The organism is Streptomyces sp. NPDC001700 (genome assembly GCF_053596435.1).
Genome location: NZ_JBSFGE010000027.1, coordinates 12,783 through 24,927, shown reverse-complemented (window position 1 = coordinate 24,927; position 12,145 = coordinate 12,783). Strand labels below are relative to the sequence as shown.

Below are 12,145 nucleotides of genomic sequence, written 5' to 3'. Positions count from 1 at the left end.
ATGGCAGAACCCGGTTCACCCGCCGTACAGCACCCGGGTGGCGGTGGTGAACCGGGCGAGGGCGTCCGGCAGCGGGGTGACGCCGATGCCGGGCGTGGTGGGCACCGGCAGATGGCCGTCCGCCAAGACGAACGGCTCGGTGATGTCCTCGGCGAAGTACCGCCTGGACGCCGAGGTGTCGCCGGGCAGGGTGAATCCGGGGAGGGCGGCGAGGGCCAGGTTGGGGGCCCGGCCGATACCGGTCTCCAGCATGCCGCCGCACCACACCGGGACGCCGTGGGCGGTGGCGAGGTCATGGATGCGGCGGGCCTCCGCATAGCCGCCGACCCGGGCCGGTTTGACGTTGATGACCCGGCAGGCGTCCATGGCGATCGCGGAGGCGGCGTCGCTCGCGGTGTGGATGGACTCGTCCAGGCAGACCGGGGTGGTGATCCGGCGCTGCAGCTGGGCGTGGGCGTGGAGGTTGTTCTCGGCCAGCGGCTCCTCGATGAGCAGCAGGTCGAAGGCGTCCAGTTTCCGCAGGTGAGGGGCGTCGGCGAGGGTGTACGCGGTGTTGGCGTCGACCTGCAGGGGCAGCGCGTCGCCGAACCGTTCGCGTACGGCGCGCACCGGCTCCAGGTCCCAGCCCGGCTCGATCTTGAGCTTGATGCGGACGTACCCCTCCTCCAGGTACTGCTCGACGTCGTCGAGCAGTTCGGGGAGGGAGTTCTTGATGCCGACGGAGACGCCCGCGGGCACCCGGTCGCGGACCGAGCCGAGGAAGGTGGCGATGGGCATGCCGTAGGCGCGGAGTTCGGCGTCCAGCAGGGCCGTCTCCAGGGCCGCCTTGGCGAGTTCGTGGCCCTTGACGGCGGCCATGGCGGGCGCGAGGGCCGCCGTCGTCGGCTCGGGGAGGGCGGCGACGCGCGGCAGCAGGAAGTCGCGGATCACGGTCTCGGCACCGGCGACGAACTCGGAGCAGTACAGCGGCTCCGGGTCGGCGGCGAACTCGGACCAGCCCTCGGCCGCGTCCGTGACGACCCGCAGCAGGAAAGTGTCCTTGCTGGTCATGGTCCCGAAGGAGGTCCGGAAGGGGGTGACGAGCGGGATGGCGACATGGAGCAGTTCGACGCGTTCGAGCCTCATGCGCGCGGCTCCTCATCGGTGTCGGGCCCCTCGGCAGGGCTGGGGGTGAGCAGATACCAGCCGTCGCGGGACATCGACGTGGCGCGCAGCCCCTCGGCGTACGCGTCGGTGAACACCTCCCGTACGGCGTGCCGCCAGCGCAGCGCCAGGGCGGGGTCGGCGGCGCGCAGCGCGACGATGTCCTCGGGCACCCGGCACCACAGCCGCCGGTCGTCCCGTACGGCGAGCGGGCCGCCGTCCGGGGCGGGGCGGACCGCCGTGGCGCGTGCCCGGGCCTCGTCGGCTTCGGCTTCGTCGGTGGTGTGGGCCGTACCGGGGTCGAGGTCCCAGGCGGCGGTGAGCCGGTCGCTCTCGTCGCCGTCGTTCACCCCGTCGTTCATCGGCCCGTACAGGTCGACCAGGTACTCGGACCCGACGGCGCCCAGCTTGACCAGGTTGAACCGGGCGTTGCGGCCCACCAGCGGGTCGAAGGTCCAGCGCATGGTGCGGGCGCCGCGCTCCAGCGCCCAGACCCGCTGGGCCTGCTTGATCGCGAAGCCGACGCCCCGGTCGGAGGCGGTGGCCGCGGCCACGAACGAGTACGCGCTGCGGTCGGCGGGCGGTCCGAAGACGGCGACGGCCGCCCCCGCCAGCCGTTCGCCGGTCCCGTACGCGGCGTGCACCGCGCCGCCCGCGTGCACGAGGCTGTGCAGCACCTCGCTGGGATAGGGCGGATTGGTGTGCGGCAGCTGCCATACGTCGGCGAGGAAGTCGGCCACCGCCTGGATACCGGCCACATCGTCCACGGTGCGGACGCCGACCCCGGCGGTGTGGGCGGCGGCGGACGCGAGCGCACCGGCGTCCATCGTCACTGCTGGTGTCATGGCACCGAGTCTCCCGGGCCGGACCCGGGCGTCTCTTGTCCTGCTGTACAAAGGCGGCCTAGGGTCCTGTGACGATCGGCCAATGGCCACGAAGAAAGGCCCGGACACCGCACCCATGGACGCCCGCACCCTCGGGGACCTCCTCGCCGTTCTCGGCGAGCCCACCCTGCGCCCGCTCAGCCCCGCCCCGGCCGGACTCGGCGCGCCCGTCACCGAGGTGCTGCTGTACGACGCCCACGCGCCGCTGCCGTCCCGGGCGCCCGGCGCCCTGCTGCTGGCGGTCGGGGTGCGGGCGGAGGCCGCCGGTCCGCTGGTGCGGGAGGCGGCCGCCGCCGGTATGGCCGGGGTGGTGGTGCGCGGCCCGGCCGGGCCGGTCGCCGAGGCGGCGGAGTGCGGTACGGCCCTGCTCGCCGTGGATGAGGACGCCGCCTGGCACCACGTCCATCTGCTGCTCGCCCAGGCGATCGGGGCGCGGCCGTCCCCGGCGGGCAACGGGGCCGCGCTCGGCGATCTGTTCTCGCTGGCGGGCGCGGTGGCGGCGGCGGTGGGCGGCGCCACCGTCATCGAGGATCCGCGGCAGAGCGTCCTCGCGTACTCGACCGTGCCCGGGCAGCCGGTCGACGAGGCCCGGCGGCAGGGCATCCTCGGCCGTCAGGTGCCGGACAGCCCGGAGAACACCGAGCAGTACCGGGTGCTGTTCGCCGCCCAGGGCCCGGTCCGGCTCGCCGCCCTCGGCGAGGGCGAGCTGCCACGGCTGGCCGTCGCCGTGCGGGCGGGCGGCGAGACGCTCGGCTCGCTGTGGGTCGTGGACGACGGGACGCTCGCCCCCGACGCCGAGGCGCAGCTCGCCCAGGGCGCGTCCACGGCCGCGCTGCTTCTGCTGCGGGCGCGGGCGGCGGCCGAGCTGTCCCGGCATCTGACCGGCGATCTGCTGCGCCGCCTGCTGGACGGCACCACCGAATCGGCCACCGCCGCCCAGCGCCTGGGCCTCACCCCCGGCACCCCGCTGCGGGTGGCCGCGTTCGCCCTGGATCCGGCGGCCTCCGCGCCGGATGGCGAGCAGGCCGCGCTGCGGCTGCTGGACCTCGTACGGCTGCAGTGCGAGGCCCGCTACGGGCGGCAGGCGTGCGTCCTGGTCGACGGGGTGGTGTACGCGCTGCTGCCCGTGAGCGGGGAGCGCGCCGGGGAGCGGCAACGGCGGTTCGCGGAGGACATCGTGCGGCGCGCCGGGCAGGCGCTGCGGGCGCCGGTACGGGCCGGGCTCGGCGAGGCGGTGCCGGACCCGGCGGAGATCCCCGGCTCGCGGGAGGACGCCGATCTGGTGCTGCGGGTGCTCCGGCCGGACGAGACGGTCGCGGCGGTGCACGAGGTACGGGCCCGGGCCGTCCTGTTCCGGCTGGCCGGGCTCCTCGGCGAGCGGCGGGAGCTGGCGGCCGGGGCGTGGCGGGAGGTGCTGGCGTACGACGCCGACCACGGTACGGACTACGCCCGCACCCTGGTGTGCTGGCTGGACGCGGGCTGCGACATGGCCCGGGCGGCGAAGCTGCTGGCCGTGCACCCCAACACCTGCCGCTACCGGCTCCGCCAGGTGCGGTCGCAACTCGGCGTCGACCTGGACGACCCGGACGAGCGGCTGGTGCTGTGGCTTCAGCTGCGCACCCTGGCGGGCCTCTAAGCGCCCTGCGCCCCTAGGCGCCCTGGAGCCAGTCCGCGAGCCGCGTCTCGCAGGCGCGCAGCTGGGCCAGGGGTACGTACTCGCCCGGGGTGTGGGCCAGGGACGGGTCGCCCGGGCCGTAGTTGAGGGCCGGGGTGCCGAGCGCGGTGAAGCGGGCGACGTCGGTCCAGCCCAGCTTGGGGCGGGGCTCCGCGCCCACCGCGGCCACGAACGAGGCGGCTTCGGGGCGGTCGAGGCCGGGGAGGGCGCCGGGGGTGGCCTCGGTGATCTCCACCTCGTACTCCGGGAAGAGGTCCCGCACATATCGCTCGGCCTGCTCGGGCGAACGGCTGGGCGCGAAGCGCAGATTGACGGTGATCACGCAGCTGTCGGGGACGACGTTCTCGGCCACCCCCGCGCGTACGGCGACGGCGCTCAGCCCCTCGCGGTACTCCAGGCCGTCGATGGCGACGCGCTCGGCGGTGTGGTCGTCCAGACGCTTGAGGACTTCGGCGGCCCGGTGGGCGGCGTTGACGCCCTGCCAGGCGCGGGCGGTGTGCGCGCGGGCGCCGCGTACGGTGATGTCGGCCATCAGCATGCCCTGGCAGCCCGCCTCGACTCCGGCGTCGGAGGGTTCCATGAGGATCGCGAGGTCGGCGTGGAGCAGTTCGGGGCGCTCGGTGGCGATCTGGGCGAGGCCGTTGCGGTCGCCGGAGACCTCTTCGCAGGCGTAGAAGACGTAGGTCACGTCGTGGACCGGCGCGGTGAGGGTGGCCGCGAGCCGCAGGGAGACCGCGACGCCGCCCTTCATGTCGCAGGCGCCGAGCCCGTGGAGCGCTTCGGCGTCGAGGCGGGCGGGCAGGTTTCCGGCGGCCGGGACGGTGTCCAGATGGCCCGCGACGATCACGCGCCGCTCGCGGCCCAGCCCGGTGCGGGCCACCACCGAGTCGCCGATCCGCTCGACCGTCAGGTGCGGCAGGGCGCGCAGCGCGGTCTCGACGGCGTCGGCGAGCGCGGCCTCCTCGCCGCTCTCGGAGGGGATGTCGACCAGGGCGCGGGTGAGCGCGACGACATCGGTGGCCGGGTCGAGCACAGGCGTGGGGGTGGTCATGGCGTGGTCTCCTGAACGGTCTTCTCGGGGGTGGCGGCGCGGCCCAGCGCGGAGTGGCGGATGCCGTAGAGCCCGTAGACGGCCAGCCCCGCCGCCATCCAGGCGCCGAACGCGATCCAGGTGTCGGCGCCGAGCCCGTACATCACATAGACGCACGCGGCCACGCCGAGCAGCGGTGTCACCGGCGCGAACGGCACCCGGAAGCCGCGGGGCGCCTCCGGGCTGCGCCGCCGCAGGATCAGCACCGCCAGGTTGACCAGGGCGAAGGCGAAGAGGGTGCCGATGCTGGTGGCGTCCGCGAGGGCGCCGAGCGGAATGAGCGCGGCCAGGACCGTGACGAAGGCGGTGACGATGACCGTGCCCGCGCGCGGCACCCCGGTCCGCGCGTGGACCCGGGAGAAGAGCGGCGGGATGAGCCCGTCGCGGGACATCGCGAAGAGGATGCGGATCTGGCCGTACTGCACGGTCAGGACGACGCTCGTGGTGGCGATGACCGCGCCGATGGACAGCAGCACGGGCCACAGATCGCCACCGCCGACGGAACGCACCAGCACCTGGCTCAGCGTGGCCTCGGTGCCCGCGAACCGCTGCCAGGGCATCGCCCCGACCGCCGCCAGCGCGACCGCGCAGTACAGGGCGGTGACGAGGGCGAGCGAGAAGATGATGGCGCGCGGCAGATCGCGCTGCGGGTTCTTCGCTTCCTCACCGGCCGTGGACGCGGCGTCGAAGCCGATGTACGAGAAGAACAGCGAGGCCGCGCCCGCGGTCATCCCGGCAGTGCCGAGCGGGAAGAGCGGGCGGAAGTTCCCGGCGTGGAAGGCGGTGAAGGCGACCGCGCAGAACATCACCAGCACGACGACCTTCACCGTCACCATGACGGCGTTGGCGACCGCGCTCTGCCGCGCCCCGCGCAGCAGCACCACCATGGCGAGGAGGACGATCACGGCGGCGGGCACGTTCAGCACCCCGCCCTCCCCCGGCGGCGCGGCGAGCGAATCGGGCAGCGTCCAGCCGATGGTGAGGTGGAGCAGTTCGTTGACGTACTGCCCCCAGCCGACCGCGACCGCGGCCACCGACACGCCGTACTCCAGGATCAGACACCAGCCGCAGACCCAGGCCACCAGCTCGCCGAGGGTGGCGTACGCGTAGCTGTACGAGGACCCGGCGCCCGGGATCATGCCCGCCAGCTCGGCGTACGAGAGCGCCGAGAACAGCGCGGTGAGCCCGGCGAGTACGAACGAGACCACCACCGCAGGACCGGCCTCGGGCACCGCCTCGCCCAGCACCACGAAGATCCCGGTGCCGAGGGTGGCGCCCACGCTGAGCAGTGTGAGCTGGCTCAGCCCCATGGTGCGCCGCAGCGGGCCGCCGCTCGCGTCGGCGACCAGTCCCGCCACGCTCCGGCGCCTTGTCAGCTTGTTCTCACCTTGCACCGACCCGCTCCTTCCGCTGCCGCATGGCGTCTGATGATGCGGCAGCGGGGTGGGCGCGGGGTTGCGCGCATCGGCCAAGATGACCCGGATCGCTTTGCACGATCGGCCAAGCGCCGCCCGGCCGGAGGCCCTGGTCGGACAGGGCCCGCCCTGACCAGGGCTCCTGTGAGTCCGGACACAGGATGATCAGCCGCTTCTGAGGGGTGCGGCGACCCCCGGGAAACCAGCCCCCACCAGGCATGATGTGCGACTGGCGGGAGCGTGCGCGAGGGGCGGGCCGATGGGCGGCGTGGCCCCCGCCCGGGGCGCGGGCATCCCGTAACACGAGCGGTTCCTGTTAACGCTGGGTAAACTGCCTGTTCGGCGTGTGCGGCGTCGGTTCGGTTGGGGGGCGGAACAAGCCCTTCCGGCCATCGGTGGCCGCGGATTCGGGGCGGCCGCTGAAGGCCGCCCCGAGTGTTCGCCCTCGCGGCATCCCTCAGCCGCGAGCGGGTGTTCGGGACCCGGCTCAGTGTGGAGCCGGTATGGCAGAGGCCGATGGTCCGGTGGTCCGGACGGTGTCGCCGAACTCTCGGTCCACCGAAGCCGGAGAGGCCGGATGACTGTAGTAGACGAGTCCCAGACGCTGACCGAACCGCTGCCCGCGCCCGTCGCGGAGCCCGTGGCACCGCCCGCCCTGTTCCCGGGGCGCGGCACCCACGCCGAGCGCACCCTCATGGACGTCCTCGGCGCGACCGCCCGCCGCCACCCGAACGCCCCCGCCGTCGACGACGGCAAGGCCGCGCTGAGCTACCGGGCGCTGCTGGCCGAGGTGGAGCGGGTGCGGCGGCGGCTGGCCGGGGCGGGCGTCGGCGTCGGCGACCGGGTCGGCATCCGCGTCCCCTCCGGCACCGCCGATCTGTACGTCGGGATCCTGGCCGTGCTGGCCGCGGGCGCCGCGTATGTGCCGGTGGACGCGGAGGACCCGGACGAGCGGGCCGAGCTGGTCTTCTCCGAGGCCGAGGTGAGCGTGGTGCTCGGCGCCGGTCTGGAGATGACGGTGCGCGCCGAGCCGCACGGCGGCCCCGGCCGCCCGGGGCCCGGCGACGACGCGTGGATCATATTCACCTCCGGATCGACGGGGAAGCCCAAGGGCGTCGCCGTCACCCACCGCAGCGCGGCCGCGTTCGTGGACGCCGAGGCCGGGCTGTTCCTGGCCGATGAGCCCATGGGGCCGGGCGACCGGGTGCTGGCCGGTCTGTCGGTGGCCTTCGACGCGTCCTGTGAGGAGATGTGGCTCGCGTGGCGCAGCGGCGCCTGTCTGGTGCCCGCGCCCCGGTCGCTGGTGCGCACGGGTGTGGACCTGGGCCCCTGGCTGGTCGAGCAGGAGATCACCGTGGTCTCCACGGTTCCCACGCTGGCCGCGCTGTGGCCGGTGGAGGCGCTGGACGACGTACGGCTGCTGATCTTCGGCGGCGAGGCGTGCCCGCCGGAGCTGGCCGAGCGGATGGCGGTCGAGGACCGTGAGGTGTGGAACACCTACGGGCCGACCGAGGCCACCGTCGTCGCGTGCGCGGCCCAGCTGACCGGCGAGGGTCCGGTGCGGATCGGGCTGCCGCTCGACGGCTGGGAGCTGGCCGTCGTGGATTCCCGGGGCGAGGTCGTGCCCATGGGCGAGGTCGGCGAGCTGGTGATCGGCGGGGTCGGTCTGGCCCGCTATCTCGACCCGGCGAAGGACGCCGAGAAGTACGCCCCGCTCCCGGCCCTGGGCTGGTCGCGCGCGTACCGCAGCGGTGACCTGGTGCGCGCCGAGGAGGAGGGGCTGCTGTTCGTCGGCCGGGCCGATGAACAGGTCAAGCTGGGCGGCCGCCGGATCGAGCTGGGCGAGGTGGACGCCGCGCTGCAGGCGCTGCCGGGCGTGGCGGGCGCCGCGGCCGCGGTACGGACGACGAAGGCGGGCCACCAGCTGCTGGTGGGCTACGTCGTGCCCGAAGGACCCGAAGAAGACGACGGCTTCGACCAGGCGGACGCGCTGGACCGGCTGCGGGAGGTGCTGCCCGCCGCGCTGGTGCCGCTGCTCGCGGTGGTCGGCACGCTGCCGACCCGTACGTCCGGCAAGGTGGACCGGGCCGCGCTGCCCTGGCCGCTGCCGGGCGTCGGCACGGCCCAGGCCCCGGACGCGCTGACCGGGACCGAGAGCTGGCTGGCCGAGCTGTGGGGCGAGGTACTGGGCACCCCCGCGAGCGGGCCGGACGCCGACTTCTTCGCGGCGGGCGGGGGCAGCCTCGCCGCCGCCCAGCTCGTCTCGCGCATCCGGGACCGCTATCCCAGCGGGTCGGTCAGCGACATCTACCAGAACCCGCGGCTGGGCGCGCTCGCCCGGACGCTGGACGCGATGGGCTGCGAGGCGACGGCTTCGCGCACCGTGCGGCCCGTCCCCCGGCGCACCGGCCTCGCGCAGACGCTGCTGACGCTGCCGCTGCTGACGGTCGCCGGGCTGCGCTGGGGCGTGGCCGCGGCCGCCGTCCTCAATACGCTGCGTCTGCTCGGTTCCGCGCCCTGGGCGCCCACCGTCTCCTGGTGGTGGATCGCGCTCGGCTGGCTGCTCTTCGTATCGCCGCCGGGCCGGATCGCGATCGCCGCGGGCGGTGCCCGCCTGCTGCTGCGGGGGCTCAAGCCGGGGACGTATCCGCGCGGCGGCGGCGTCCATCTGCGGCTGTGGACGGCCGAGAAGCTGGCCGAACTGAGCGGTGCCACCGGTCTGTCGGGCAGCTGGCTCACCCACTACGCGCGGGCGCTGGGCGTGCGGATCGGCCCGGATGTCGATCTGCACGCGCTGCCGCCGGTGACCGGGATGCTCAAGCTCGGCAGGGGCAGCGCGGTCGAGCCCGAGGTCGATCTGTCCGGCCACTGGCTGGACGGCGACCGGCTGCGGATCGGCCGCATCCGGATCGGCGCGGGCGCCACGGTCGGCGCGCGCAGCACGCTCTTCCCCGGCGCCCGGATCGGCAAGCGCGCCGAGATCGCCCCGGGGTCCGGGGTGACCGGCGCGGTGCCCGCAGGGCGCCGCTGGGCGGGCGTACCGGCCGCCAAGTCCGGCAAGGCGGCGCAGCACCGGCCCGAGGACCGGCCGGAGCGCACCCGCCGCTGGGCCGTGGTGTACGGGCTCACCTCGCTGGCGCTGACCCTGCTGCCCGCGCTGGCGCTGCTGCCCGCGCTCGCCGTCCTGGCGCTGTTCGTCCGGGGCACCCATGAGCCGGTCCCGGCGCTGCTCCACGCGCTGGCCGCGGTGCCGCTGGCGACCGTGGCCGGGATGGTCTGCTACGCGCTGCTCATCCTGGCCGGGGTACGGGCGCTCGGCATCGGCCTGCGCGCGGGCCAGCACCCCGTGCACGGGCGCGTCGCCTGGCAGGCGTGGGCCACCGAACGGCTGATGGACATGGCGCGGGTGCATCTGTTCCCGCTGTACGCGAGCCTGTTCACCCCGGTGTGGCTGCGGGCGCTCGGGATGAAGGTGGGGCGCGGGGTCGAGGCGTCCACCGTGCTGGCGCTGCCGTCGATGACGACGGTCGGCGACGGCGCGTTCCTCGCCGACGACACCATGGTGGCGTCGTACGAACTGGGCGGCGGACGGCTGCGGATCGCCGAGTCGCGGGTCGGCAAGATGGCGTTCCTCGGCAACTCCGGTATGGCCGCGGGCGGCAGCTCGGTCCCCAAGCGCGGTCTGGTCGGTGTGCTGTCCGCGGCGCCCAAGGGCGCCAAGGCGGGCAGCTCGTGGCTCGGGATGCCGCCGATGAAGCTGCCGAGGGCGGCCGAGGAGGGCGACCAGAGCCGTACGTACCGTCCGGCGCGGCGGCTGAAGTGGGCGCGTGGCGCCGTCGAACTGTGCCGGATCGTGCCCGTCATGGGCAGCACGGCGCTCGCGGTGCTGGTGCTGGCCGCCTTCGGGGCGGTCGCCGGACGGTTCGGCTTCCCGGCCGCGCTGGCGGCGGGCGGCGTGCTGCTCATCGCGGGCGGTCTGGTGGCGTGCGTCGTGGCGGTGCTGGCCAAGTGGCTGCTGGTGGGCCGGTTCCGGGCCACCGAACGGCCGCTGTGGAGTTCGTTCGTCTGGCGCACCGAGCTGGCGGACACCTTCGTGGAGGTGCTGGCCGTGCCGTGGCTGGCCGGGGCCGTGTCCGGTACGCCGCTGATGAACTGGTGGCTGCGGGGGCTGGGCGCGCGCATCGGGCGCGGCGCCTGGTGCGAGACGTACTGGCTGCCCGAGGCCGACCTGGTGCGGATCGGTGCCGGGGCGAGCGTGAACCGGGGCTGCGTGGTGCAGACCCATCTCTTCCACGACCGGATCATGCGCATGGACGAGGTCGTCCTGGAGGAGGGCGCGACCCTGGGCCCGCACGGCATCGTGCTGCCGGGCGCCACGGTCGGCGCGTGTGCCACGGTGGGTCCGGCGTCGCTGGTGATGCGCGGCGAGGCACTGCCCGCGGGGACCCGGTGGCTGGGCAACCCGATCGCGGCGTGGCAGCCGGAGAAGGAGCGGGACATGCGGAAGACGGAGGGTACGGCGAAGTGAGCAGGGGCAAGGGCGGCCGCCGGACGCAGGCGGCGCCCGGCGGCGCGGCCGGGGCGGTCGGCACGGTCGGCGCGGACAAGTCCGGGGACTCGTATCTGCCCGGGCACGGCAACGGCGGCTACCGGGTGACCCATTACGACCTGGAGCTGAACTGCCGCCCCAGCACCGGGCGGCTCTCGGGCCGGGCCCGGATCTCGGCGGTCGCCGAGCCGGGCGCGACGGGCGAGCCGCTGTCCGGGTTCAGCCTCGACCTGGGCGCGTTCCGGGTGGACGGGGTGCTGGTCGACGGGGTCCGCGCGGCCCGCTACACCCACCGGGCGGACAAGCTGCGCGTCCGCCCGGCCCGCCCGCTGCCCGCCGGGACGCCGTTCACCGTCGAGGTGCGGTACGTCGGGGTGCCCCGGCCGGTGAAGACCCGGCACTGGGGCGACCTGGGCTGGGAGCAGCTGGAGGACGGGGCGCTGGTGGCGGGCCAGCCGATCGGCGCGCCGTCCTGGTTCCCGTGCGACGACCACCCGGCCGGCAAGGCGTCGTACCGGATCGCGGTGACCGCGCCGTCGCCGTACACGGTGGTCGCCGCGGGCACCCTGGAGTCGTGCACGGTCAGCGCCTCCACCACGACCTGGGTGTACGAGCACCCGGCGCCGATGTCCACGTATCTCGCCACCGTCCAGATCGGCCTGTACGACCTGGTCGAGCTGACGGACCCGGCGGTGAGCCGGGTGCCCCAGCGGGCGGCCGTACCGCCGCGGCTGCGCGACCGCTTCGACCACGACTTCGCCCGCCAGCCCCGGATGATGGCCGCCTTCGAGGACCTCTTCGGCCCGTATCCGTTCGACGAGTACGCGGTGGTGGTGACGGACGACGAGCTGGAGGTGCCGGTCGAGGCGCAGACGCTGTCCGTCTTCGGCTCCAACCATGTCGACGGGCAGCGCGGCTGTGAGCGGCTGGTGGCCCATGAGCTGGCCCACCAGTGGTTCGGCAACAGCCTGAGCGTCGCCGACTGGCGCCACATCTGGCTGAACGAGGGCTTCGCCAAGTACGCCGAGTGGCTGTGGTCGGAGGTGTCCGGCGGCGCCACGGCCGCCGTCCACGCCGCCCGGTTCCGGGCCGCGCTGGCCGAGCAGCCGCAGGACCTGCTGGTCGCGGACCCGGGCATGGCGCGGATGTTCGACGACCGGCTCTACCACCGGGGTGCCCTGACGCTGCACGCGCTGCGTACGGTCCTCGGGGACGACGCGTTCTTCGCGGTGCTGCGGGAGTGGACGGCCACCCACCGCCACGCCACCGTCACCACCATGGAGTTCACGGCCCTGGCGCGGCGTCACACGGCGCAGCCCCTGGACGCGCTGCTCACCGCCTGGCTCTACACCCCCCGGCTGCCGGAACTCCCCTGAGGCGGCGTCCGGG

At 74.7% G+C, this 12,145-nt stretch carries 7 protein-coding genes; 3 read left to right on the top strand and 4 right to left on the bottom strand.

Annotated elements, in window-relative coordinates:
- Positions 1 to 15: 15 nt before the first annotated feature.
- Both menC and ACWC5C_RS34670 read right to left on the bottom strand, forming a co-directional pair.
- Positions 16 to 1,125 (bottom strand): o-succinylbenzoate synthase, encoded by a 1,110-nt coding sequence (gene menC / locus ACWC5C_RS34675; RefSeq protein ID WP_450882044.1) that lies wholly within the window; start codon positions 1,123 to 1,125, stop codon positions 16 to 18.
- Positions 1,122 to 1,988, bottom strand: coding sequence for a chorismate synthase (locus ACWC5C_RS34670; protein WP_450882042.1), 867 nt, complete (start codon positions 1,986 to 1,988; stop codon positions 1,122 to 1,124). Before ACWC5C_RS34670 ends, menC begins: the two co-directional genes overlap by 4 nt.
- A gap of 82 nt (positions 1,989 to 2,070) precedes the next feature.
- On the opposite strand from ACWC5C_RS34670, the gene ACWC5C_RS34665 reads away from it, so the two are divergent.
- On the top strand, positions 2,071 to 3,663 hold the full coding sequence (locus ACWC5C_RS34665) for a PucR family transcriptional regulator (RefSeq protein ID WP_450882040.1): 1,593 nt from the start codon (positions 2,071 to 2,073) through the stop codon (positions 3,661 to 3,663).
- A 13-nt stretch (positions 3,664 to 3,676) separates the two neighbouring features.
- Here the strand turns inward: ACWC5C_RS34665 and dapE are convergent, their stop codons facing one another.
- Together dapE and ACWC5C_RS34655 are read right to left on the bottom strand one after the other, a co-directional pair.
- Complete coding sequence (gene dapE / locus ACWC5C_RS34660; protein ID WP_450882038.1) at positions 3,677 to 4,753, bottom strand: succinyl-diaminopimelate desuccinylase; 1,077 nt, start codon at positions 4,751 to 4,753, stop codon at positions 3,677 to 3,679.
- Entirely contained in the window at positions 4,750 to 6,231 is a 1,482-nt protein-coding gene (locus tag ACWC5C_RS34655) for an amino acid permease (protein ID WP_450882224.1), read from the bottom strand. Before ACWC5C_RS34655 ends, dapE begins: the two co-directional genes overlap by 4 nt.
- 553 nt (positions 6,232 to 6,784) lie before the next feature.
- Here ACWC5C_RS34655 and ACWC5C_RS34650 point away from each other — a divergent pair.
- On the top strand, positions 6,785 to 10,735 hold the full coding sequence (locus tag ACWC5C_RS34650; RefSeq protein WP_450882036.1) for a Pls/PosA family non-ribosomal peptide synthetase: 3,951 nt from the start codon (positions 6,785 to 6,787) through the stop codon (positions 10,733 to 10,735).
- Positions 10,732 to 12,132, top strand: a complete 1,401-nt coding sequence (locus ACWC5C_RS34645; protein ID WP_450882034.1) for a M1 family metallopeptidase — start codon at positions 10,732 to 10,734, stop codon at positions 12,130 to 12,132. Before ACWC5C_RS34650 ends, ACWC5C_RS34645 begins: the two co-directional genes overlap by 4 nt.
- Positions 12,133 to 12,145: the final 13 nt, after the last annotated feature.

Excerpts from the sequence above, each read along its gene's own strand:
- ACWC5C_RS34665 (WP_450882040.1), top strand. The coding sequence starts at position 2,071 with ATGGCCACGAAGAAAGGCCCGGACACCGCACCCATGGACGCCCGCACC.
- dapE (WP_450882038.1), bottom strand. The coding sequence starts at position 4,753 with ATGACCACCCCCACGCCTGTGCTCGACCCGGCCACCGATGTCGTCGCG.
- ACWC5C_RS34650 (WP_450882036.1), top strand. The coding sequence starts at position 6,785 with ATGACTGTAGTAGACGAGTCCCAGACGCTGACCGAACCGCTGCCCGCG.
- ACWC5C_RS34670 (WP_450882042.1), bottom strand. The coding sequence starts at position 1,988 with ATGACACCAGCAGTGACGATGGACGCCGGTGCGCTCGCGTCCGCCGCC.
- menC (WP_450882044.1), bottom strand. The coding sequence starts at position 1,125 with ATGAGGCTCGAACGCGTCGAACTGCTCCATGTCGCCATCCCGCTCGTC.